A 25,572-nucleotide genomic window follows, 5' to 3' on the forward strand; every position below is an offset into this window, starting at 1 on the left:
GAAAAATTGATCGCCATTCAGCCATATGAGCATCAGCCGTGCTGCGCCGTGAAGTTTAACGACACCACACAATAGGGAAATGGTTCCTAACAGGCTTTAACGCCAGAAAATCGGTTAAAGACGCCATCGTTGTTTGCAGGACGCTTCAGCACATTTAGCCCTACAAGTCTTACGGTTAAGCAGCGTGAATTTTGGACGCAAGGCACCTGATTTCAGGTATATGGCCGCGGCAGCAACCCCATTAGAATCGCGGCGGCTGTTAAGCCCGCTACTTTCACCTTTATGCAGACTCAGAGACAGGCATGCTCCCATCACCCCAGCGCGTAAGCCATCGTTCTCTGACATTAATACTTGTCGTACTTCTGCTTTCAGGGTTTCTCGCCACCTCTCTGGCCAGTTATTACACCGCGTACCAGTCCATTCGCAGCAGTGTTGTCGACACTGAACTGCCGCTCACGTCAGACACGATCTACTCCGAAATCCAAAAAGACTTGGTCAGGCCCATCCTCATATCGTCGATGATGGCTCGAAATGTCTACATCACTGATTGGGTGCAGGCCGGGGAACATGATCCAGCCATGATCATCCGTTACCTTGAAGATGTGCAAAAGCACTATCAAACCCTGACCAGCTTTTTTGTATCTGACAAAAGCCGCACCTATTACCAAGCTAAAGGTGTTCTAAAAAAGATCAGCCCAGCGGCTTTTCGAGACATTTGGTACTACGAACTCAAAAACTCTAAAAAACCCTACGCCATTAATATTGATGTGGATCTGGCTAATCAGGATCGCCTGACCATTTTCATCAATTACAAAGTGCAGGACCAGCAAGGCAACTTCATCGGTGCAACCGGCGTTGGGCTCCAGTTGGATACCATTTCCGAACACATTCAAACCTACCAACAGCGCTATAAGCGTAAGGTGTTCTTTAGCGATGCGACTGGCCGACTGGTCCTTGCTGGCACTCAGGGCGGCCCTGCAGGGCTGGGAATTGGTAATTTGCTAAGTGATGTTCCAGGACTCGAGTCGCTGGCCACACTAACACCCGACACCCTATACGCCACTCATAGTTATGATGATCAAGGCCAGAACCACCTGCTCAATGTTCGCTATATCCCCGAATTGAACTGGTATCTATTTGTAGACAAAGAAGATGAGAGTGGACTCGTAGCCATTCGTAAGTCGCTCTATTTCAACTTACTTATTTGCGCTGTCGTCAGCGTCATCATCATTGCCCTTGTTCACATAGCCCTGCGCCGCTATCAGCGTCGCCTCAAAGCGCTCGCCACAACGGACCAACTGACCGGACTACTGAATCGAAGAGGATTCGACCTTCTTGCCAGACAAACGCTAAAAGAGGCAGAACGCGAGAAAAGCCCGCTTTGCGCGCTGATGCTGGACATCGACCGATTTAAGAATCTAAACGACAGCCATGGCCACATGGCGGGTGACGAGGTCCTTAGAAAATTCTCCGAGACCTTGCACCACAGCATTCGCGAAGCAGACATTCTCTGCCGCTGGGGCGGCGAAGAGTTCATTCTGCTGTTAAAAAACACAGAAGCAGATCAAGCCCGAGAACTGGGCGAAAAGATCCGCCAGCGTATAAGCGATATGGCTGTGCCTTTTGCCAACGAGGTGCTGAGCGTAACCACAAGCTTGGGCTTAGCGCAGCTCAAAGCAGGCGAGAACATTGAGCAACTGATCAATCGTGCTGACCGTGCACTGTACCGAGCCAAACAATTAGGTCGTAACAGGTTGCAGCAAGACTTGGCTTAGCGCCGCCACAGCGGATCAAAGCAAGCCCTTAAGTGCCGGCCATACATTGGCCAGTAAAATCGGTTGCGCTTCGGCAGTCGGGTGGATTCCATCGGCTTGGGTCATCCCCGGAACGCCCGCAGAACCCTCCAAAACAAACGGGACAAGAGCTGAGCCTGTTGCCTCGGCGACTGCGGGGTACACTGCGGCAAAAGCTGTGGTGTAGCGCTGGCCATAATTCGGCGGCAGCTTCATCCCCAGCAACAGGACTTTGGCCCCAATCGCCTTAGACTTTTCTGCCATGTCCGCAAGATTCTGTTGCAATTGGGTCAGCGACTGCCCGCGCAGGCCATCATTGCCGCCAAGTTCGACAATTACCCATTGCGGTTTATGTTCTGCAAGCAGCGCGGGCAGCCGTGCCGCGCCGCCTGAGCTGGTATCACCACTGATCGATGCATTGACCACCTGATGGTCAAAACCCTCAGTTTTGAGACGTTCTTGCAGCAGTGCCACCCAGCCATCCTCTGTATCCAGCCCGAAAGCGGCGCTGATACTATCGCCCACCACCAATACGGTTCCTGCAAATGCCGAAGGCCCCCACAGGAGCAGGCTTAGGGCAGTACCGATCAACCAGTTACGCATTGGAATCTCCATGAGCTCAAGTATTCTCACCGCGCGAAACCTTAGCAAAGTGGTTTCCAGCGCGGAAGGTAAGCTAACCATTCTCCACGATTTGTCACTGCAACTGGAGTCCGGCAGCAGCCTGGCCATTGTCGGCAGTTCCGGCTCGGGCAAATCCACCCTGCTCGGCCTGCTCGCAGGCCTTGATCTGCCCAGCAGTGGCAACGTCATTCTGGCCGGTAACGACCTAAGCAGCTTGGACGAAGATCAACGCGCCAAAGTTCGCGCCGAACACGTGGGTTTCGTCTTCCAGTCATTCCAGTTGCTAGACAGCCTCAATGCTCTGGAAAACGTCATGCTACCGCTGGAGTTGGAAGGCCGCGCAGATGCACGTGAGCGCGCCCGCGCCCTGCTTGAACGCGTCGGCCTTGCACAGCGACTCAGCCATTTTCCCCGTCAGCTCTCTGGCGGCGAACAGCAACGCGTGGCAATCGCCCGTGCTTTTGCCGCGGAACCTGCGGTGCTGTTTGCCGATGAGCCCACCGGCAACCTCGACAGCCAAACTGGCGAGCGCATCAGCGACCTGCTTTTCGAGTTGAATAAAGAGCGCGGTACCACGCTGGTACTAGTGACCCATGACGAGCGCCTGGCCCACCGCTGCCAACGCCAGATCCGCCTTGAAGGCGGCCACCTGATCGCGCATGTGGAACCCTGATGACTAACTTACCTTTTAGCCGACTGCTAAGCCTTGCAGGGCGGCAACTGTTGCGCGACGCCCGCTCGGGTGAACTGCGCGTTCTGTTTTTTGCCTTGCTGATTGCGGTAGCAGCCAGCACAGCAATCGGCTATTTCAGTGCCCGCCTGAATGACGGCATGATGCTGCGCGCCACCGAGTTTTTGGCTGCAGACTTACGCCTGACCGGTAGCACCCCTAGCACTGCCCAACAGATCGAGGCAGGCAAACAACTGGGGCTAGATCACGCCCAACTGGTAGAGTTTTCCAGCGTCATTGCCGGTGACGATGGCATTCAGTTGGCCAGCATTAAAGCAGCAGACAGCGCCTATCCACTGCGTGGCCCACTTAAAAGTGCGCCCACGCTGTATGCACCGGAAGAGGAAGGCCAAGGCCCGCAACCGGGCGAAGCCTGGGCTGAGTCGCGCCTGTTCGCGGCTCTTAACCTCAAGCCCGGAGACGAGATAGAAGTCGGTTCAAAAACCCTGCGTCTAACCCGCGTGCTCACCTATCTGCCCGATGAAGCCGGCGACTTTTACAGCCTTACCCCGAACGTACTGATCAACCTGGCCGACCTGGACGCTACCGGCGTTGTACAACCCGGCAGCCGCGTACGCTATCGCGACCTGTGGCGTGGCACAGCAGATGCGCTGAACCAATATCGCACGGCGATCAAACCAACCCTAGAGCCCAACCAGCGTATTGAAGATGCCAAAAACGGTAACCGTCAGGTAGGTAACGCCCTGTCCCGTGCAGAGCGTTATTTGAATCTGGCCAGCCTCGCCGCAGTGCTGCTTGCGGGTGTGGCTGTGGCCCTGTCCGCCAATCGTTTTGCCGCCCGCCGATTTGATGCCAGCGCCCTGCTGCGCTGCCTCGGCTTGTCACGGCGGCAGGCACTGGGCCTGTTCAGCCTGCAGCTGGCTATTCTCGGTTTGTTGGCGAGCCTGACTGGCGCCCTGTTCGGCTGGCTTGCCCAATTGACCCTGTTCTCCATGCTCCAAGGGCTGTTGCCGGCTCAAGTCCCAGCGGGTGGCGTATGGCCAGCAGTGGCAGGGATGGCCACCGGCCTGATTGCGCTGGCCGGCTTTGCCCTGCCCCCCCTGGCCGCCCTTGGCCGAGTACCACCGCTGCGGGTGCTGCGCCGTGACATGCTGCCGGTTGCGGCCAGTTCGTGGGCTGTCTACGGCCTCGCGCTGCTGGCGCTGGGCGTGATCATGTGGCGCCTAAGCCTGGATCTGAAACTCACATTGGCCCTGCTTGGTGGTGGTTTGATCACTGCACTGGTGCTCGGCGGCCTGCTGCTGATTGGTTTGCAGAGCCTGCGTCGATTGTTGGCCAACGCATCACTGCCTTGGCGCTTGGGTCTAGGCCAGTTACTACGCTACCCACTGGCAGCCGCCGGACAGTCACTAGCCTTTGGCCTGATCATTCTGGCCATGGCGCTGATTGCGCTGTTACGGGGTGAATTACTTAATACCTGGCAGGACCAGCTGCCGAATGATGCGCCCAACCACTTCGCCCTGAATATTCTGCCTGACCAGCAACGAGCCTTCAGCGATCGTTTGGCACAACTCTCACCCCACGCAGCGCCACTTTACCCGGTGGTGCCGGGCCGCCTGGTCATGGTTAATGGCGAAGCTGTTCGCCAGAACGTCAGTAAGGAGTCGCAAGGGGATCGCGCCCTACGCCGCGACCTGAGCCTAACGTGGGCTCAGGAAATGCCAACTGACAACGACTTAGTGGCCGGCAGTTGGTGGACTGCCGCAAGCGCGAGTGAACTGCCAGGTGTATCGGTGGAGTCTGAGCTGGCGGATAGCCTCAAGCTAAAACTGGGTGACCGGCTGACGTTCAATGTGGGCGGCATCAACCGTGATGCCGTCGTCACCAGTCTGCGCAAGGTCAACTGGAATACCTTCCAGCCCAACTTCTACATGATCTTTCAGCCCGGCACCCTGAAGGATTTACCGGTGACTTATATGACCAGCTTCTACCTGCCCACAGGAAGCGAGCAACAACTGGTTGAGCTGTCTCGGGCGTTCCCGGCGGTCACTTTGCTGCAAGTGGACGCTCTCCTTGATCAGTTGCGCAGCATTCTGGCCCAAGTCACCTTGGCGGTGGAGTTTGTGCTCCTATTCGTGCTGGGAGCCGGACTTGCTGTGCTGTTTGCAGGGCTGCAAGCAACCCTTGATGAACGTATTCGGCAGGGTGCCCTTCTACGCGCGCTTGGCGCCAAACGCACCCTCCTCAGCCGAGCTCGGCAGACCGAGTTTGCTCTGCTCGGCGCGGCCAGCGGCCTACTCGCGGCCTTCGGCTGTGAGCTAATCAGCTACTTGCTCTATACCTTCGCCTTTGAACTGAAATGGCAGCCCCATCCTGAGTTGCTGCTACTCCCAGTAATCGGCGCGCTGCTGGTCGGCACGGCCGGTGTAATTGGCACACGCCGTGCACTAAACGCCAGCCCGCTGACGGTGCTGCGCGAAGGTTAAGCCAAGAGCCGGGGCGACTCAGGCCGTACGGAGTAGCCCCACTCTGCTGCCAAACCAAGACACCGTGAAGACACCCGCAAGCCCCACCAGCACGCAGAAGATCACAATGGTCCATGGCGTCTGCGGCATCAGGCTGATCAATAACAATGGGGTAAAACTCGCCCATAGGGCATAGGCAATGTTGTAGGTTACTGAAATCCCCGAGACCCGTATCTCGGCGGGAAACAGTGAAATCATCACCTTGGGTACGGCGCCCACCAATCCACAGCTGAGCCCGGCCAGGGCATAACCCAGTGCGATATAGCGGCTGTCCAAAATCAAGCAGGCGTACAGCATCAAGGCACCGATTGGCAGCAACAAGCTGTAGACCTTCACCGCCCGCCACGCCCCGATGCGGTCAGCCAGTGCCCCAGCGATCACGCAACCCGCATTCAGGCACATGATGCCCAGACTGCTCAGGGCAAAGGTTTGACTGGCCGGAATCGCGAAACGGGTCTGCATCAGCGTCGGTGTTACCACCACCAGCATCACCACTGCCGACGTAAGCAAGCAGGTCAGCAGCATGGCCGGTATCAGGCTCTGCCTGTGACCACGCAATACAGTGCGCAGCGGTAACTCCTGTGCTGCTTCACTCTGGTTTTTCATGGCCATAAACACCGGCGTTTCACTGAGCCAGCGTCGTAGCCACACACCGACCAAGCCGAATACGCCCCCAAGCAGGAACGGTATACGCCAAGCAAACTCCAGCACCTCCGCCGATGTGTAAACCTGCGTGAGGATGGTTGCAGTCAATGCACCCAACAAATAGCCGAATGTCAGCCCGGCCTGCAAAATACCCAAGGCATAGCCTTGATACCCTTGTGGGGCATGTTCGGCCACAAACACCCAGGCACTTGGCACTTCGCCACCGACGGCCGCACCTTGCAGTACGCGGAACAACAGCAGGATGACAGGCGCCCAATAACCAATCTGCTCATAGGTCGGCATCAAGCCGATCAACAGGCAAGGCAACGCCATCATCAAGATACTCAGGCTGAACACCCGTTTTCGCCCGAAACGGTCAGCGAAGTGAGCGAGCAGAATGCCGCCTAACGGCCTCGCCAGATAACCTGTAACAAAGATCCCGAAGCTCTGTAGCAGCCGCAGCCAGTCCGGCATTTCCGGCGGGAAGAATAACTGGCTCAACGTCAGCGCAAAGAACACGAAGATAATAAAGTCGTATATCTCCAGCGCCCCACCGAGTGCAGCAAGCCCCAGTGTTTTATAGTCAGAACGGGTAAAACCTCCGTTCGAAGCAGTGCTACGGCGCATCATGGATTTTGACCTGAAGAACTAAAAGCAGAACGGCGTGTGCCGATTGAACAGGCTGACGTGCAACCAAAACCAACACGTCAGCCACTATTTGTCGTAGCTGATCTCAATGATCTCCCAGATCATCTCACCCTGCGGGGTCTGCACAGTGGCCTCATCACCTACTTCTTTTTTAAGCAGCGCACGCGCCATAGGTGAGTCGATGGAGATGTAATCTTTACGCCCGTATATCTCGTCGTAACCCACAATGCGAAAGCGTTTAGATTCGCCCTCAACGTTCTCTATCGTCACCCAGGCACCAAAGAACACCCGACCTTCTTGCTCTGGCGAGTATGGCACCACACGCATATCTTCGAGACGTTTACGGATGTAACGCACTCGCCGATCAATCTCTCGTAGCAACTTTTTGTTGTACTGGTAATCGGCATTTTCACTGCGATCGCCCAGTGAGGCAGCCCACGCAACCTTGCGAGTGATATCAGGGCGGTGCTCACGCCACAGGTAATCCAGCTCCTTTTTCAGGGCCTCGTGGCCTTCTTGAGTGATCAGCTTTGTACTCAAACCTGTTACCTCATTGCGAAATGGGGGCAATCATAACGATACCTGAGCGACTGCGGCAGCATGATCATTAGTCCCTTTGGGGCGGATTCTATAAAATGCGCGCTTGCTCCTGCTGGTAACCGAAATGTCTGAAGCCACATCCAAGCCCCAAACCCCAAACGCTGACCTTGAATGGGACGAGCGCGGCCAGCCGATTTCCGCCCAATTTGGCGACGTGTACTTCTCCAAGGATGACGGCCTTGCGGAAACGCGCCATGTGTTTATTGGCAATAATCAATTGCCTGAACGCTTTGCCGCACTGAGCGCGGGCCAGCAGTTCGTTATTGGTGAAACCGGGTTTGGCACCGGGCTTAACTTTCTCTGTGCCTGGCAGCTATTTGAGCAACTGGCCCCGGCTGATGCGCGCCTGCACTTTATCAGCGTAGAAAAATACCCACTGACCCACACAGACTTGGAACGCTCCCTGCAACTCTGGCCAGAGCTGGCTGAGTTATCGGCGCAGCTACTGGGCGAATACCGGGCCATTCACCCTGGCTTTCAGCGCCTGACGTTCGCCAATGGTCGCATCGGCCTGACCCTTATGATTGGCGATGTATTGGAGCAGCTGCCGCAGCTCGACGCACAGGTGGATGCTTGGTTCTTGGACGGTTTTGCCCCTGCCAAAAACCCGCAGATGTGGGTGCCAGAGCTATACAGCCAGCTGGCGCGGTTGTCTGCACCGGGCACGACACTAGGCACCTTCACCAGCGTGGGATATGTACGCCGCGGGCTGATCGACGTTGGTTTTGCTATGGAGCGCACACCAGGTTTTGGGCGTAAACGCGAAGTGCTCAAAGGTGTATTCAACGCATGCTCGTTAAACACCGATAAGCCTTGGTTTGCCCGCCCACAAACTCCCGCCAAGAATCGCCACGCACTGGTCATTGGCGCGGGTATGGCTGGCTGCGCCACGGCTGCAAGTCTGGCCAGACGCGGCTGGCAAGTCACGATCTTAGAGCGTCACAGTGCAATCGCTCAGGAGGCCTCCGGCAATCCGCAGGGCGTGCTTTACCTGAAACTATCCGCCCACCACACCACACTCTCACGCCTGATTGTCAGCGGTTTCGGCTACACCCGCCGCCTTATCCAGCGGCTAGCCAAAGGTGTGCAATGGGACGATTGCGGCGTGCTGCAGCTGGCCTTTGATGACAAGGAAGCCAAGCGGCAAGCACAACTGGCAGAAGCGTTCCCTGCTGACTTGCTGCATGTACTGGATCAGCCACAGGCACAAGAACAGGCTGGTGTGCCCCTGAGCAGTGGTGGTTTGTACTACCCCGATGCGGGTTGGGTTCACCCACCCGCCTTGTGCGAGCTACTCAGCACACACCCAAATATCCGCCTGCAACTGCATGAGGAGGCACTTGAGCTTCGTCGCCAGGCCGGTCAGTGGCAAGCCTGGAATCAAAAGCAGTTGCTCGTCAGTTCAGAGGTCGTGGTGCTGGCTAACGCGGCGCAAATCCGTCAGTTCAGCCAAAGTTCGGAATTGCCGCTTAAACGGATTCGCGGGCAGATCACCCGCATCCCGGCCACTGACAACAGCCGGGCATTGAAAACTGTGCTGTGTGCTGAAGGCTATGTCGCTCCGCCGCGCAACGGCGAGCACACGCTGGGGGCCAGCTTTGATTTTCATAGTGATGACGTAAACATCACACCTGCCGAGCACATCAGCAACCTTGATCTGCTGCGTGAGATTTCCACTGAGCTTGCGCAACGCATGCAGGCTGATCAGTTGAATGTGGAGACGCTGGAGGGGCGTGCAGCCTTCCGTTGCACCAGTCCAGATTACCTGCCCATCGTCGGGCCTTTGGCCGATGCTGAGCGTTTTGCCAACACCTACGCAGCCCTAAGCAAGAACGCCCGTAAAGTGCCGAACAAACCGTGCCCATGGCTGGAGGGGCTGTACGTGAACAGCGGCCACGGTTCACGCGGGCTAATCACTGCCCCGCTGTCCGGGGAGCTGATTGCTGCATGGCTGGACAACGAGCCAATGCCCGTTGCTGCCGACGTGGCCCAAGCCTGCCACCCCAACCGTTTTGCCCTGCGTGCACTGACGCGCAAGCAGGGCTAAAGGTCAGGCCTTGCGATTAAAGCGCCAGGCCCGGTGGATTTTGCTGTTGCGGGCAAAGTCCTGGTCGATGGTTGAGCTGCTGATCTCTTCGACCTGATAACGGCTCGGCAGGTTTTCATCCAACGCAAACTTACGGAAGTTGTTGGAGAAATACAGCACACCACCCGGTGCCAGACGCGCCATGGCAAGATCCAGCAATTGGACGTGGTCGCGCTGCACATCAAACACACCTTCCATACGTTTGGAGTTAGAGAAGGTCGGCGGGTCGATAAAGATCAGGTCGTATTCGCCGCGATCATCCGCCAGCCACGCCATCACGTCGCCCTGCTCCAGGCGGTTTTTATCGGAAAAACCGTTGAGCGACAGGTTGCGCCGCGCCCAATCCAGGTAGGTCTTGGACAGATCAACGCTGGTGGTGCTGCGTGCACCGCCTTTGGCCGCATGCACGGTCGCCGTTGCGGTGTAGCAAAACAGGTTGAGGAATCGCTTACCGGCCGCTTCTTTCTGAATACGCAGGCGAATCGGGCGGTGATCCAGGAAGAGGCCGGTGTCTAAATAATCAGTCAGGTTCACCAACAGCTTCACACCACCTTCAGTGACCTCCATAAACTGTCCCTGAGCAGACTGGCGCTCATACTGCTTGGTGCCGGTTTGGCGCTCGCGGCGTTTAATGACCACTTTGCTCTTGTCCACATTAAGCGCCTGCGGAATAGCTGCCAGTGCATCAAACAGACGAGCCTGAGCCTTCTCAGGATCAATCGACCGAGGCGCAGCGTATTCCTGCACATGCACCCAGTCGCCGTAGAGATCAATAGCCAGCGCGTATTCCGGCATATCAGCATCGTACAGGCGGTAGCACTGGATGTTTTCTTTGCGTGCCCATTTGCCCAGTTGCTTGAGGTTCTTCTGCAGGCGGTTAGCAAACATCTGCCCGCCTTCACTTAAACGCGCCTGCTCAACCGGCTGGGCTGCACCTTTGTGCTCAACCGGCAACGCATTTTGCTCACGGTCACGCTCGCGTTGCTCAGGGGTGCGGCGTTCACCCGTCACAAACTGCTCAGGCTGAACCTTGATCATCAGCAGCTTGCACGGCAGCCCGCCGTTCCAGAACGAATACTGTTTGTGGCTGCGGATGCCCATACGCTTACCTAAATCAGGCGCACCGGTAAACACACCCGCTTGCCAGCCCATGCAGGCCTGGCGCAGACGTTCGCCCAAGTTCTGATAGAGATACAGCAAGCTCGCCTCATCCCCCAAACGCTCACCATAAGGCGGGTTACAGATCACCAAGCCCTTCTGATTCTGGTCTGGACGCGGCTCAAATGTAGCCACCTCGCCCTGATAGACTTTGATCCACTCACTAAGCCCCGCACGCTCAATGTTATTGCGCGCAGGCTGGATCAGGCGCGGATCAGCTTCATAACCACGAATCCACAGCGGCTTTTTCGCCAAACCTGCTGCGGCACGCTGCTCAGCTTCTTCACGTACCCGGCGCCATACCGCCGGTACATGGCCCAGCCAATTGGTAAAGCCCCACATGTCACGTTTCAAGTTTGGAGCGATATCGGCCGCAATTAACGCCGCTTCAACCAAGAAGGTACCAACACCGCACATTGGGTCAGCCAACGCGCCGCCTTCAGCAGCAATCTTCGGCCAACCCGCTCGGATCAATACAGCGGCAGCCAGGTTCTCTTTCAGCGGAGCCGCGCCCTGCTGCAATCGGTAACCGCGCTGATGCAAACTGTGGCCGGACAGATCCAGCGACAGAATCGCCTCACCACGATCCAGGCGCAGATGCACTCGAACGTCCGGGTTCACCTTATCGACACTCGGGCGCGTGCCATCGCGCATGCGCAGCTTATCGACGATGGCATCCTTCACCTTCAGCGCGCCGAAATGGGTGTTATCAATGCCTGAGCCTTGACCGCTGAACTCCACCGCGAGCGTCCCTGCCGGATCGAGATGCTCCGCCCAGTCGACCGACAGCACCCCGTCATACAGGCTTTCAGCGTTCTGAACAGTAAAGCGCTTGAGCACCAACAACACGCGGTTGGCCAAGCGCGACCAGATGCACAGCCGATATGCCGTTTCCATATCAGCCATGCCGCGGATGGCGGCCGTATGCTCGCGAGCCTCCTCCAGCCCTAGGTTGCGGGCCTCTTCAAGCAGCAGCCCTTCGAGACTTTTAGGGCAAGTGAGATAGAGTTCATAACGATCCGACATGGGAGCTTCCAGTGCCAACGGCAATCAACGCCATGCAAATAAGGCTACATGGCCAAAATAGATGACGAACTGTACAAAATGGACAGTTCGTCGGAATAAGCAGCAGGTTCAAACAACATTCATCATCACCTGCTCAACGTACACAATCTGCTGTAAGCGCCCACACACAAGCGCTACAGAAAAATAACCTAACCTAATCGGCAACGCCTTATGGCCTTTGCCTGAAAAAGGTTACGGGCTTATGACGAAAGAGTCATTCACATGCCCGCTCACATTGGTTAGAAATCGTCCTTAGCTTAGCTCCGCAATGGAGCGGCCAAGGAGATTCGTCACGCCGGCAACGAACTCCACAGGCAGAGACGTCTGCCCATAACAGCAACAAGCTTTACAGGACATACATAACAGTCAACATTGAGGGCAATACCCTATGAGAAGACTTAAGCGTGATCCGTTAGAAAGAGCTTTTTTGCGCGGTTATCAATTTGGTATCAGTGGCAAATCCCGCGACCTCTGCCCATTCACCCTTCCCGCTGTCCGCCAAGCCTGGATTAACGGCTGGCGCGAAGGCCGGGGTGACAATTGGGACGGCATGACCGGCACCGCCGGAATCCATCGCCTTAACGAACTTCGCGCAGTCGGCTGACAGGACACACAACCGACTTACCAAGCCCGCTCCATCCGAGCGGAGGGCGAGAGCCCAGGGGCTCCAAAGGAGCCCCTTTTTAATGCCTGTTACTTACCCAGCGCAGCAATTGCATCCACCGCCTCACGGATCAGAGCCGGGCCTTTATAGATAAAACCGGAGTAAATCTGAACCAGACTGGCTCCCGCTTCGATTTTTTCTGCAGCGTGCTTGCCTTCCGTAATACCGCCCACGGCAATAATCGGCATGCGGCCTTTCAACTCGCCTGCCAGAACACGCACGATGTGTGTGCTCTTATCACGTACCGGCGCACCAGAAAGGCCGCCTGCTTCAGAAGCATACTCCAGCCCTTCCACACCTTCTCGCCCCAGTGTTGTGTTGGTCGCGATCACAGCATCCATATCTGCACCGAGCAACGCGTTGGCAACCTGAATGGTTTCTTCGTCGCTCATATCCGGGGCAATTTTGATAGCCAGTGGCACGCGCTTGCCGTACTGCTCGGTCAGGTCTTCCTGACGACGACGCAACGCCTCAAGCAATTGCTTGAGCGAATCACCGAACTGCAAGCTACGCAGGCCCGGCGTGTTAGGCGAGCTGACGTTCACCGTCACGTAACTGGCATGCTGATACACCTTATCCAGGCACAGCAGGTAGTCGTCCACGGCGTTTTCAACCGGGGTATCAAAATTCTTACCGATGTTGATGCCCAGAACGCCCTTGTACTTCGCGGCCTGAACCCGCGCCAACAGATGATCAACACCATGATTATTGAAGCCCATGCGGTTGATCACGCCTTCTGCTTCAGGCAGGCGGAATAAACGTGGCTTAGGGTTGCCCGGCTGTGGGCGCGGCGTAACGGTACCAATCTCAACGAAACCGAACCCCAGCTGGGAGAAACCATCGATGGCATCGCCATTCTTATCCAGACCCGCGGCAAGCCCCACTGGATTTGGGAAATCCAGGCCCATCACCGAAACTGGCAGTGACAATGGCTGCTTGGTCAGCAGTTTGTTTAGCCCCAGACGCCCACCAGCACCAATCAGGTCGATGGACAGTTCGTGGGAGGTTTCCGGAGAAAGTTTGAACAGCAGCTCGCGGGCCAGGGTGTACATGGGCAGGCTTAGCTCTTTAAAGTTGCAAAGCGTGCAATTATACGCGCGCACAGTAACCAGAAGCGAGGAACACAGCGCCTGTCAAAGACGTTTGAGACTCATCAACTGGCCAGCTGTACTAAACTCCATGACAAATGAGCCGTAGACGCCCTCATGAGTCAAGAAGGGACGGAAGTGATGAGCCGGTACACTGACCGTCTTCCCATCACGACTTTTCATCAATATGCGATTGGCGTGCCCCTGATAAACCGCTATCAGTCGATCAGCCGGTAAGGCAACATCCAGAACCAACGTTGGCATGTACACTCCTGTTTATACTAACGTGTCATCTTGCCACAACCTTGCCATTAGTGCTTTGGCGCGCTATTGATTAGGGCCTTTGCAGAGCTAAAACCTGCTGATTTCGGCAGTTTCTGCCTCTTGGAGTACACCGAAGTTTATGAGTTTTACAGCGCCCAACAACTCCTTGAAGTCGCGCCTGAGTGCACTGGCACGCAAGCTCGGACTGGCTGAGCGTGGGCAACAACAACTGTTTCAGCAAGCAAGCCAACTTCGCCTGCCTTTTAGCCCAATCCCCAGTGTTCGCCCGAGTATTTCCTGGAATTGCCACCCTCAACTGCACCGGCTTGCTGATCTACCGCGTGGCGCACTGTCTGGTCCTGTGCAAGAAGATAAATCTGACGCACATGCTCTGCTCATCAATTTGGTTAGCAAAGTTGAGGTCCAACTGCCTAAATTTGATCTGAGCACAATCGATGGGCTCTCAAACTGCACTGAGGCAGAGGAAACCTACACCTCATTTGAAGCCTTAGCAGCCAGTGAAGGCTGCAAAAAGATCCGTATCATTTCTTACAAGGACTTAGTGCGCACCCTCACCCTTGCCCTGCCCGGCTATTTGACTGGCGATAGCATCGCCCTGAGGCAAGCCAGTTGGCTAGGCAACCGAGTATTCTGGGCTGGTGAACTACACCCGGAGGCGTTTGCGTGCGCCGTTGCTTACATGCGACTGCGCAAGCTTGATATCAGTCTCCCGGCATCACTCCAACGCTACGAACTGAGCACTCAAGGCCTACAGGCCTTAGAGCAAAACTATTATGCCGTCGCGATTCCCAAACCTGCATGGGCAGATCCTCAATTCATGGAGCTGCTGCTTGACACCGGTCTTCCTTATGCGCGGTTACCTTTACTCACCTCTGACACCTCCTCTGAAATTCTGATGCTACCCAAGCATTCCGCAGAAAGCTCAGCACTGGGGCAAGGCCTCATCGCCGCCGGCGCACCAGATGTTATTGCATACCTGTCGACCCTGAAATCGGCTTGACCCCTAAGCCCATTTACCCCACTAAACACGCATTCAATAAAAAAGCCCCGCAGTGATCTTCTCACTGCAGGGCCAGGGTTAAAGCTCATTGAGCAGCCTGACTGTGTCACAGGCAGGCTGCCACGCCTTAGCTGATTTTCAGGGTTTCATCATTCAGCATGGCCGTGATGACTTCCGCCTGATTGGATACACCATACGCAGCCTGCAGGTTGACTCCCTCCAACACGATAGACTGCCCGGTACCACCGCTTTGCGGTCCGTTCCTGTCCACTGTGATGGTGGTGTTGGTGCCGAAGCTGAAGGTCAGGTACTGACTCAAGTTGTCAGTCGTTTCATTGACCAGCAACTCAGACAGATCCAACTTATCGACCCCTTTCTGGAAGTCGGCAATCGTTGTAACGCCAGTGTTACCGGAGGTCCACTTGAAGGTGTCTGCACCTGAACCGCCGATTAGGTAGTCGTTACCGCCACCGCCAATCAACAGATCATCGCCAGCACCACCATTGATCAGGTTATTGAGATTGTTACCGGTCAAACTGTCGTTGAAGTTCGAACCGATCAGATTCTCAATGGAGTTCAGCGTATCAGTGCCTGCGCCGCCTGTATTTTGCGCGTTTGTAGTATTGAGCCTGACAGTCACACCCGAAGTGGCATCAATGTATGTAGCCGTATCGATTCCGTCTCCGCCGTTAAGCGTGTCATTGCCAGCCCCGCCAGCGAGAATGTCATTTCCATTGCCCCCGTTCAGAGTGTCGTTACCACCCAAACCAATGAGAATATCATCGCCATCCCCGCCATTGAGCGTATCTGCACTGCCATTACGCCCCAAAAGGATCTCATTACGGAACGTCCCGTTGATTGTGCTATCCGTAGACCGGTTAATTGTCACATCAGCACGATCATAGGCAGCCTGGCCGTTGAGTGTAGCGTCGTAGTAGAAGGAACCACCACTATTGCCAGTATCGGTAAACGTCACAGTAGAGCCATCAGCACTCTTAGAAACATTGCCACTCGTAGCTCCCGCAACACTCAAGACCTTCAGCAAGCTGGAGTTGGCCCCCGTATCGTTAGCCAGCAGTGCCCATGTCGGAATATCGATAACGAAGTTGCCGTTCGATGCTGAAGTGTTGGTCAAAATCAAATCATCACGCACAACCACCGGAGCAGTGGAGGTCGAAATATTGATATTGAGGTTAGCTTGAGGGCTTACATCACCATCACCGTCTGCAAAGGTAAAGCCGATACTCAAAGCAATGGCGGTGGCAATTGTGCTTGGCGGCGTGTAGGTATAACCACCAGTCAGTATATTCACGCTAAAACTGGAGCCATTTGAAAGTGTTACTTTCAGCTCATTGTTTGCAAGCGTGCCGCCGCTGGCACCTCCCAGCGTATAGGCCCCTAACTCACTCTTAGTAATGGTGTAGGTGCTGCCACCTATCACAATCGACTTCACATAGCCGCCATCAGCCCCGAAACCACCACCCGTTGTCAAATTGCCATTGATCGGCGACGCCTGAGCCGTTGCAACCAATGTTTGTGTCAACTGATTCATATCAGTGACCACAATTGCATTGGTATTAGTTCCGGTCTTGCCATCGTATGCAATAGGGTTCAACGCTGACTCGGTAACACCGGTCCCCATCCCCAGAGCATAGGAGCGGATGCCGTTGGCTTTCAGGAAGTTAATCCAAGCCTGCTCCTCTGATGCATTGCCGTTGGAGTAAGGTGACGGCCAGCCACTCGCACTACCATTAGTACTGGAAATACCAGAGTCACCAGACGGTCTGTTCGGCTCACCATCCGAAAGGAAGTAAGCGACATTCTGCACATTTCCCGAGGTGATCTTGCCGGATTCACCAAAGGAGTTGATGGCATCAATCAGTGCCGCATCATAGTTAGTATTACCACTAGCCGTTGTAGCCAAAATAGCTGTCTTGGCCTGACTCACTGTCAACCATGTTGATCCACTTGACGCACTCGCATTAAAGGTAGTGAAACTTACTTTTACATCGCCCAACGCATCATATTGCTCCAGCAACTCAAGCAGCGCATTTTTAGCAGCTTGCAGGCGATCCATGCCACCCACACCAGAGGCTTCATCCATACTGCCGGACACATCGAGAATCAGAATCAGGTTGGTATCCAGTTTGACCTGAGCAGAGCCGGAAGCCGACTGGTCTACAGCAACAGGTCCATCGTCTTTGAAGCTGATGGCCTGGCCAATATCCAGTTTGGCACTGGCGGTGTCGCCATCACGGTCAGTCACAGTCGCTGTGACGCTGATTTTGCCTGCAACCAGAGATACAGCCTCGTCGTGGCTAGCACCACCAGTCGGGTGTTTGATCGCACGCAGCTGATCCAGGGTCACAGTACCATCGCTGCCAACACTTAAGGTGAAGACCAGATCGCCTGCGGCGTTCTTACCTTCAATTACGCTGCCATTCTTGCTCAAGGTAATCGCGGTATTGGTGAGAGAATCCACCAGACCACTGGCTGTGCTCTCGACATTCAGGCTGTAAGTAACACCCTCACGGCCATCGGCACTGTCAGTGATGTTGAAGTAGCTGCTGACATTGGCGGTTGCGTTAGTCGCAAGGTCTGACTCATCAACCACCAGTGACAGACCTGTCAGCGCCTTGGCAGTAATGCTTGGGCCATCGTCCAGGAAGCTGATGGCCTTACCAATGTTCGCAGTGGCAGTCGCGGTGTCGTTGTCGCCATCGGTGATGGTGCCGACCACGCTGATTTTGCCGTCCAGCGTCGCACTGGCTTCGTTGTGGCTGTTGCCACCGACCGGGTGTTTAACCGCACGCTCTTGGTTCAGGCTGATCTTGCCGTCAGCAGTTACGCTGACAGTGAAGACCACCACGCCGCCGCTGATGGTACCAACCACCTCACCTTCAGCATTGAGACTCAGTTTGACAGCCTCACCGGTCAGGGTGTCGACCAGACCACTGTTCTCACTATCAACTTTCAGCGCGAAGTCCAGCGCCTTCTGGCCATCTGCACCGGCATTGGCGGTGAACAGGCTAGCGAGTGTGAACGACGAGGTAGTCGCTGTATTCAGGTTGGTTTCGTCGACCTGCAAGCTCAGGCTGCCCAGCGTTTTGGCGCTGATGCTTGGGCCGTCATCCAGGAAGCTGATGGCCTTACCAATGTTCGCAGTGGCAGTCGCAGTGTCGTTGTCGCCATCGGTGATGGTGCCGACCACGCTGATTTTGCCGTCCAGCGTCGCACTGGCTTCGTTGTGGCTGCTGCCACCATCTGGGTGTTTAACTGCACGCGCCTGACTCAGGCTGATCTTGCCATCAGCAGTCACGCTGACAGTGAAGACAACCACGCCGCCGCTGATGGTACCAATCACTTTCCCGTCAGCGGTGAGACTCAGTTTGACAGCCTCACCGGTCAGGGTGTCGACCAGACCACTGTTCTCACTATCAACTTTCAGCGCGAAGTCCAGCGCTTTCTGGCCATCTGCACCGGCATCGCTGGTGAACAGGCTAGCGAGTGTGAACGACGAGGTAGTCGCTGTATTCAGGTTGGTTTCGTCGACCTGCAAGCTCAGGCTGCCCAGCGTTTTGGCGCTGATGCTTGGGCCGTCATCCAGGAAGCTGATGGCCTTACCAATGTTCGCAGTGGCAGTCGCAGTGTCGTTGTCGCCATCGGTGATGGTACCGACCACGCTGATTTTGCCGTCCAGCGTCGCACTGGCTTCGTTGTGGCTGGTGCCACCGACTGGGTGTTTAACCGCACGCTCTTGGTTCAGGCTGATCTTGCCGTCAGCAGTCACGCTGACAGTGAAGACAACCACGCCGCCGCTGATGGTACCAATCACTTTCCCGTCAGCGGTGAGACTCAGTTTGACAGCCTCACCGGTCAGGCTGTCGAACAGACCACTGTCCTCACTCTCAACTTTCAGCGCGAAGTCCAGCGATTGCTGACCATCTGCACCGGCAGCGCTGGTGAACAGGCTAGCGAGTGTGAACGACGAGGTAGCCGCTGTGTTCAGGTTGGTTTCGTCGACCTGCAGGCTCAGGCTGCCCAGCGTTTTGGCGCTGATGCTTGGGCCGTCATCCAGGAAGCTGATGGCCTTACCAATGTTCGCAGTGGCAGTCGCAGTGTCGTTGTCGCCATCGGTGATGGTGCCGACCACGCTGATTTTGCCGTCCAGCGTCGCACTGGCTTCGTTGTGGCTGCTGCCACCATCTGGGTGTTTAACTGCACGCGCCTGACTCAGGCTGATCTTGCCATCAGCAGTCACGCTGACAGTGAAGACAACCACGCCGCCGCTGATGGTACCAACCACCTCACCTTCAGCATTGAGGCTGAGTTTGACTTCCTCACCGGTCAGGCTGTCGAACAGACCACTGTCCTCACTCTCAACTTTCAGCGCGAAGTCCAGCGATTGCTGACCATCTGCACCGGCAGCGCTGGTGAACAGGCTAGCGAGTGTGAACGACGAGGTAGCCGCTGTGTTCAGGTTGGTTTCGTCGACCTGCAGGCTCAGGCTGCCCAGCTCTTTGGCGCTGATGCTTGGGCCGTCATCCAGGAAGCTGATGGCCTTACCAATGTTCGCAGTGGCAGTCGCAGTGTCGTTGTCGCCATCGGTGATGGTGCCGACCACGCTGATTTTGCCGTCCAGCGTCGCACTGGCTTCGTTGTGGCTGCTGCCACCATCTGGGTGTTTAACTGCACGCGCCTGACTCAGGCTGATCTTGCCATCAGCAGTCACGCTGACAGTGAAGACCACTACGCCGCCGGTGATGGTACCAACCACCTCACCTTCAGCATTGAGGCTGAGTTTGACTTCCTCACCGGTCAGGCTGTCGAACAGACCGCTGTCCTCACTCTCAACTTTCAGCGCGAAGTCCAGCGCTTTCTGGCCATCTGCACCGGCATCGCTGGTGAACAGGCTAGCGAGTGTGAACGACGAGGTAGTCGCTGTATTCAGGTTGGTTTCATCAACCTGCAAGCTCAGGCTGCCCAGCGTTTTGGCGCTGATGCTTGGGCCGTCATCCAGGAAGCTGATGGCCTTACCAATGTTCGCAGTGGCAGTCGCAGTGTCGTTGTCGCCATCGGTGATGGTGCCGACCACGCTGATTTTGCCGTCCAGCGTCGCACTGGCTTCGTTGTGGCTGCTGCCACCATCTGGGTGTTTAACTGCACGCGCCTGACTCAGGCTGATCTTGCCATCAGCAGTCACGCTGACAGTGAAGACCACTACGCCGCCGGTGATGGTACCAACCACCTCACCTTCAGCATTGAGGCTGAGTTTGACTTCCTCACCGGTCAGGCTGTCGAACAGACCGCTGTCCTCACTCTCAACTTTCAGCGCGAAGTCCAGCGCTTTCTGGCCATCTGCACCGGCATTGGCGGTGAACAGGCTAGCGAGTGTGAACGACGAGGTAGCCGCTGTGTTCAGGTTGGTTTCGTCGACCTGCAGGCTCAGGCTGCCCAGCTCTTTGGCGCTGATGCTTGGGCCGTCATCCAGGAAGCTGATGGCCTTACCAATGTTCGCAGTGGCAGTCGCAGTGTCGTTGTCGCCATCGGTGATGGTACCGACCACGCTGATTTTGCCGTCCAGCGTCGCACTGGCTTCGTTGTGGCTGCTGCCACCATCTGGGTGTTTAACTGCACGCGCCTGACTCAGGCTGATCTTGCCATCAGCAGTCACGCTGACAGTGAAGACCACTACGCCGCCGGTGATGGTACCAATCACTTTCCCGTCAGCGGTGAGACTCAGTTTGACAGCCTCACCGGTCAGGGTGTCGACCAGACCACTGTTCTCACTATCAACTTTCAGCGCGAAGTCCAGCGCTTTCTGGCCATCTGCACCGGCATCGCTGGTGAACAGGCTAGCGAGTGTGAACGACGAGGTAGTCGCTGTATTCAGGTTGGTTTCGTCGACCTGCAGGCTCAGGCTGCCCAGCTCTTTGGCGCTGATGCTTGGGCCGTCATCCAGGAAGCTGATGGCCTTACCAATGTTCGCAGTGGCAGTCGCAGTGTCGTTGTCGCCATCGGTGATGGTACCGACCACGCTGATTTTGCCGTCCAGCGTCGCACTGGCTTCGTTGTGGCTGCTGCCACCATCTGGGTGTTTAACCGCACGCTCTTGGTTCAGGCTGATCTTGCCGTCAGCAGTCACGCTGACAGTGAAGACAACCACGCCGCCGCTGATGGTACCAACCACCTCACCTTCAGCATTGAGGCTGAGTTTGACTTCCTCACCGGTCAGGCTGTCGAACAGACCACTGTCCTCACTCTCAACTTTCAGCGCGAAGTCCAGCGATTGCTGACCATCTGCACCGGCAGCGCTGGTGAACAGGCTAGCGAGTGTGAACGACGAGGTAGCAGCTGTGTTCAGGTTGGTTTCGTCGACCTGCAGGCTCAGGCTGCCCAGCGTTTTGGCGCTGATGCTTGGGCCGTCATCCAGGAAGCTGATGGCCTTACCAATGTTCGCAGTGGCAGTCGCAGTGTCGTTGTCGCCATCGGTGATGGTGCCGACCACGCTGATTTTGCCGTCCAGCGTCGCACTGGCTTCGTTGTGGCTGCTGCCACCATCTGGGTGTTTAACTGCACGCGCCTGACTCAGGCTGATCTTGCCATCAGCAGTCACGCTGACAGTGAAGACCACTACGCCGCCGGTGATGGTACCAATCACTTTCCCGTCAGCGGTGAGACTCAGTTTGACAGCCTCACCGGTCAGGGTGTCGACCAGACCACTGTTCTCACTATCAACTTTCAGCGCGAAGTCCAGCGCTTTCTGGCCATCTGCACCGGCATCGCTGGTGAACAGGCTAGCGAGTGTGAACGACGAGGTAGTCGCTGTATTCAGGTTGGTTTCGTCGACCTGCAGGCTCAGGCTGCCCAGCTCTTTGGCGCTGATGCTTGGGCCGTCATCCAGGAAGCTGATGGCCTTACCAATGTTCGCAGTGGCAGTCGCAGTGTCGTTGTCGCCATCGGTGATGGTACCGACCACGCTGATTTTGCCGTCCAGCGTCGCACTGGCTTCGTTGTGGCTGGTGCCACCGACTGGGTGTTTAACCGCACGCTCTTGGTTCAGGCTGATCTTGCCATCAGCAGTTACGCTGACAGTGAAGACCACTACGCCGCCGGTGATGGTACCAACCACCTCACCTTCAGCATTGAGGCTGAGTTTGACTTCCTCACCTGTCAGGTTGTCGAACAGACCGCTGTCCTCACTCTCAACTTTCAGCGCGAAGTCCAGCGCCTTCTGGCCATCTGCACCGGCATTGGCGCTGAACAGGCTGGCGAGTGTGAACGACGAGGTAGCCGCTGTGTTCAGGTTGGTTTCGTCGACCTGCAGGCTCAGGCTGCCCAGCTCTTTGGCGCTGATGCTTGGGCCGTCGTCCAGGAAGCTGATGGCCTTACCAATGTTCGCAGTGGCAGTCGCAGTGTCGTTGTCGCCATCGGTGATGGTACCGACCACGCTGATTTTGCCGTCCAGCGTCGCACTGGCTTCGTTGTGGCTGGTGCCACCGACTGGGTGTTTAACCGCACGCTCTTGGTTCAGGCTGATCTTGCCATCAGCAGTTACGCTGACAGTGAAGACCACTACGCCGCCGGTGATGGTACCAACCACCTCACCTTCAGCATTGAGGCTGAGTTTGACTTCCTCACCGGTCAGGCTGTCGAACAGACCGCTGTCCTCACTCTCAACTTTCAGCGCGAAGTCCAGCGCCTTCTGGCCATCTGCACCGGCATTGGCGCTGAACAGGCTGGCGAGTGTGAACGACGAGGTAGCCGCTGTGTTCAGGTTGGTTTCGTCGACCTGCAGGCTCAGGCTGCCCAGCTCTTTGGCGCTGATGCTTGGGCCGTCGTCCAGGAAGCTGATGGCCTTACCGATATCCAAACTGGCACTGGCTTTGTCGCCGTCGCCGTCAGTGACGGTGGCTTTGACGCTGACTACACCGGCAGCCAGTGACTTGGCTTCGTTGTGGTTGCTGGTGTCGCTATGCTGGATCGCACGCAGTTGGTCCAGCTTCACATTACCGCTGCCATCCACGCTCAGAGTGAAGACAACTGCGCCTTGCGCGTTACCGACACGGCCTTCCACCACACCTGCACTATTCAGGACCAAGAAGACATTCTGCCCAGTTGCAGTGTCTACCAAACCGCTGGCGGAAGAGTTCAAGACCAGACTGTAGTCCACGTCATCAACACCGTCAGATCCACCATCAACAGTGAAGAAGCTGCTGATATTGGCCGTGGCATCGAGTTCGAAATTGCTTTCATCCACTTGCAGAATGGCCGAATCAAAGGCCTGTGCCGAGATGGTGGGGCCGTCATCTTCGAAATTGATAACCCCTGCCGCCCCCAAATCCAGGGCAGCGCTGGCTTTATCACCATCACCGTCGGTAACGGTTTTAACCAGTTTCAGTACACCTTCAGGCAGTTGCAGCACTTCAGCGTCATCAAAACTGCCGGCGTTGCTGTGCCAGATGTTTTTCAGCAGGTTGATAGTGACTTCGCCAGTTGCTGCATTGATGGCCAGCGTGAAGTAATTCACGCCGCCAGCGCTGCCGGTGATCACATTGCCGGATTGGTTCAGAACAATTTCTGCACCTTGTGCGCCCGCCGCACCAACAGCAAACAAACCAGTGGCGACGTTGCTGCCGGTCAGGTTCAGGCTGTATGCAGCCGTACCACCATCAGCACCGACTTCGCTGGTGAACTGCGCCTGTACGGCATCGGCACCCAAAGTTGCGCTGCCAATACCATCGCCCTGCGCGCCGCCCAGTGATGCCAAGCTTTCGTCAAGGATGGCGGACAGTACTGGCACCTCACCGGTTGCGAGGCCAACTTTCGGGCCGTCGTCTTCAAAACTGATCGCACCAGAGGTGCCCAGATCCACCGAGGCACTGGCAGTATCACCATCACCGTCAGTTACGGTTTTGGTCAGTTTCAGGGCGCCTTCGGCCAGCTGCAACACTTCGGCTTCATCGTTGCTGCCGGTGTTGCTGTGCCACAGGTTGTTCAGCAGGTTAACGGTGACTTCACCGGTCGCCGCATTAATGGTCAGGGTGAAGTAATTCACGCCGCCTGCGCTGCCGGTGATCACATTGCCGGATTGGTTCAGAACAATTTCTGCACCTTGACCGCCTTCACCGCCTACAGCAAACAAGCCAGAGGCGACGTTGCTGCCGCTCAGGTTCAGGCTGTATGCAGCCGTACCACCATCAGCACCCAACACAGTGGTGAACTGTGCTTGTACGGCAGCGGCACTCAGAGTCGCTGATGCCACGCCATCGCCCTGGGCGCCACTCAGACTAGCAAGGCTCTCATCGAGACTGGCGACGCTCAGCCACTCTGCACCTTGGGCGACTTCAACTTTAGGGCCGTCATCGAGCACGCTTACGTTAATGTTGACGGTTGGTGATACGTCGCCATCCAAATCAAACATGCGGGTTGGGAAGCTTTCACCCACCTGGTCGTTGCCATCAACAGCATTTGGATTGCTATGGTCCAGCGTGTTGCCGGTGAGGTTGTATGTCCAGTTACCCGCAGCGTCGACTGTCAGGAAACCGTATTTGCCCTGAACAGTTCCACCAGAGGTTACGTCAACCCAGTTTCCGTTAACGTCTTGGATCTGCACCGCCGAAACACCATCTGGCGATGTGATTGTAATTGTGCCGAATGCCTTGTCGGCGCCAGTACCTGAATTGGAGCCACTTGCTAGGGCCTCTTCGTCCACGATGCCAGGGCCACTTTGCAGTGTGCCTGTCGCATCGGTGTACTCCACAGTAATGCCAGGCGTGTAATCCGGTGTGATCACAGGTGGAGGTGGCGGTGGAGTGACGGCCTCTGGCTGTTCTGTGGCGCCGATCACTGGATCCGGGAACAAAGGACCGCGTTGCAGGCCATTCGTTGGGAAACCGATAGTTGGATCGACTGATCCACCTGTGGCATCAAGCATTACGAACGAGTTGCCACCACCGGCTCCGCCAGCACCACCAGCCCCACCAGCGCCTGGACCAGCAGCGGTTGCCTCACCCATTTGGGTTGGGTCATCACCGGCTTCGATCGCTGCTTGTAAGCGCTCTACATCAGTCAAATCTTCATCCGATGGCGCAGTGTTCGCAGGTTGTGACTGCGGAGCTTGTGATGCGCCATCAGCTGCCAGCAGTTGAGGGGTCAGATCCAGACTGCTGTCGCGCCCTACGGTCAGGCTCTGACCATTACCGAGTCTTACAGCTACTGAGCCGTTCGCTCCTGTAACAAGCGTTTCGCCTACAAAAAGGCGATCACCCTCACTCAGAGCTCGACGAGTTCCGTCTGCCGCCACAGCAAATACTTCGCCGACGATTTGGCTAACAACACCTAATAAAGTCGCCATGATCTCACCCTTAAAACTGCACCAGGATCACCCCGGTTTTTAGTTTAGAAATAGTCAAGGACGCCACTTTGAGAGAAATTAACTCCTGGTTTAAAGCAACTTTTAAACACTGCCAAAAAGTCGAGCGTCAATATTACGACTCGAACTTAAAAGTTACCTTAAATCCAGGTTATTGCTCTCTAGAACGAGAGGTCCTTAACCCATTTTTTCGAAAACCTTCCTTGAGCCCGAGCAGGACGGGTCTACCCTATATAGACAATGTCTTCATTCTTAATATATTCATAAGATTATTTTTTCATATACCATAGTGCCAAATCTTCTAAAATCTAACTAAAAGCTTTTT

The 25,572-nt window shown here is 55.9% G+C and carries 13 protein-coding genes; 6 read left to right on the forward strand and 7 right to left on the reverse strand.

Going from position 1 to position 25,572, the window contains the following annotated elements:
* Positions 1 to 302: 302 nt before the first annotated feature.
* Positions 303 to 1,775 (forward strand): sensor domain-containing diguanylate cyclase, encoded by a 1,473-nt coding sequence (locus tag WG219_11500; GenBank protein ID WXL23979.1) that lies wholly within the window; start codon positions 303 to 305, stop codon positions 1,773 to 1,775.
* 15 nt (positions 1,776 to 1,790) lie between these two features.
* Here the strand turns inward: WG219_11500 and WG219_11505 are convergent, their stop codons facing one another.
* The gene (locus WG219_11505) at positions 1,791 to 2,396 is read right to left on the reverse strand and encodes an arylesterase (GenBank protein ID WXL23980.1); all 606 of its coding nucleotides are present in this window, start codon (positions 2,394 to 2,396) and stop codon (positions 1,791 to 1,793) included.
* Between the two features lie 10 nt (positions 2,397 to 2,406).
* Between WG219_11505 and WG219_11510 the strand changes: the two genes are divergently transcribed.
* Complete coding sequence (locus WG219_11510) at positions 2,407 to 3,090, forward strand: ABC transporter ATP-binding protein (GenBank protein ID WXL23981.1); 684 nt, start codon at positions 2,407 to 2,409, stop codon at positions 3,088 to 3,090.
* Complete coding sequence (locus WG219_11515; protein WXL23982.1) at positions 3,090 to 5,594, forward strand: ABC transporter permease; 2,505 nt, start codon at positions 3,090 to 3,092, stop codon at positions 5,592 to 5,594. The genes WG219_11510 and WG219_11515 overlap by 1 nt, the downstream gene beginning before the upstream one ends.
* 18 nt (positions 5,595 to 5,612) lie before the next feature.
* On the opposite strand, the gene WG219_11520 is transcribed toward WG219_11515, so the two are convergent.
* Together WG219_11520 and greB are read right to left on the reverse strand one after the other, a co-directional pair.
* Positions 5,613 to 6,908 carry an MFS transporter gene (locus WG219_11520; protein ID WXL23983.1) on the reverse strand — a complete coding sequence of 432 codons (1,296 nt, stop codon included), beginning with the start codon at positions 6,906 to 6,908 and terminating at the stop codon, positions 5,613 to 5,615.
* 84 nt (positions 6,909 to 6,992) lie between these two features.
* Positions 6,993 to 7,466 carry a transcription elongation factor GreB gene (gene greB, locus WG219_11525; GenBank protein ID WXL23984.1) on the reverse strand — a complete coding sequence of 158 codons (474 nt, stop codon included), beginning with the start codon at positions 7,464 to 7,466 and terminating at the stop codon, positions 6,993 to 6,995.
* A gap of 124 nt (positions 7,467 to 7,590) precedes the next feature.
* On the opposite strand from greB, the gene mnmC reads away from it, so the two are divergent.
* On the forward strand, positions 7,591 to 9,573 hold the full coding sequence (gene mnmC / locus WG219_11530) for a bifunctional tRNA (5-methylaminomethyl-2-thiouridine)(34)-methyltransferase MnmD/FAD-dependent 5-carboxymethylaminomethyl-2-thiouridine(34) oxidoreductase MnmC (GenBank protein ID WXL23985.1): 1,983 nt from the start codon (positions 7,591 to 7,593) through the stop codon (positions 9,571 to 9,573).
* A gap of 3 nt (positions 9,574 to 9,576) precedes the next feature.
* Here mnmC and rlmKL read toward each other — a convergent pair whose 3' ends face one another.
* The gene (gene rlmKL, locus WG219_11535) at positions 9,577 to 11,796 is read right to left on the reverse strand and encodes a bifunctional 23S rRNA (guanine(2069)-N(7))-methyltransferase RlmK/23S rRNA (guanine(2445)-N(2))-methyltransferase RlmL (GenBank protein WXL23986.1); all 2,220 of its coding nucleotides are present in this window, start codon (positions 11,794 to 11,796) and stop codon (positions 9,577 to 9,579) included.
* Positions 11,797 to 12,223: 427 nt separating this feature from the next.
* Between rlmKL and WG219_11540 the strand changes: the two genes are divergently transcribed.
* Positions 12,224 to 12,439, forward strand: a complete 216-nt coding sequence (locus WG219_11540) for a ribosome modulation factor (GenBank protein WXL23987.1) — start codon at positions 12,224 to 12,226, stop codon at positions 12,437 to 12,439.
* A gap of 89 nt (positions 12,440 to 12,528) precedes the next feature.
* Here WG219_11540 and WG219_11545 read toward each other — a convergent pair whose 3' ends face one another.
* Entirely contained in the window at positions 12,529 to 13,551 is a 1,023-nt protein-coding gene (locus WG219_11545) for a quinone-dependent dihydroorotate dehydrogenase (GenBank protein WXL23988.1), read from the reverse strand.
* 81 nt (positions 13,552 to 13,632) lie between these two features.
* Positions 13,633 to 13,851 (reverse strand): DUF2835 domain-containing protein, encoded by a 219-nt coding sequence (locus WG219_11550; protein ID WXL23989.1) that lies wholly within the window; start codon positions 13,849 to 13,851, stop codon positions 13,633 to 13,635.
* 361 nt (positions 13,852 to 14,212) lie between these two features.
* Here WG219_11550 and WG219_11555 point away from each other — a divergent pair, with 361 nt between their 5' ends.
* Positions 14,213 to 14,872, forward strand: a complete 660-nt coding sequence (locus WG219_11555; protein ID WXL23990.1) for a DUF6685 family protein — start codon at positions 14,213 to 14,215, stop codon at positions 14,870 to 14,872.
* Between the two features lie 127 nt (positions 14,873 to 14,999).
* On the opposite strand, the gene WG219_11560 is transcribed toward WG219_11555, so the two are convergent.
* The gene (locus WG219_11560; GenBank protein WXL23991.1) at positions 15,000 to 25,229 is read right to left on the reverse strand and encodes a retention module-containing protein; all 10,230 of its coding nucleotides are present in this window, start codon (positions 25,227 to 25,229) and stop codon (positions 15,000 to 15,002) included.
* Positions 25,230 to 25,572 lie beyond the last annotated feature (343 nt).

Origin of the sequence: Pseudomonas mendocina (assembly GCA_037482215.1) — a bacterium.
GTDB classification, from domain to species: domain Bacteria; phylum Pseudomonadota; class Gammaproteobacteria; order Pseudomonadales; family Pseudomonadaceae; genus Aquipseudomonas; species Aquipseudomonas mendocina_E.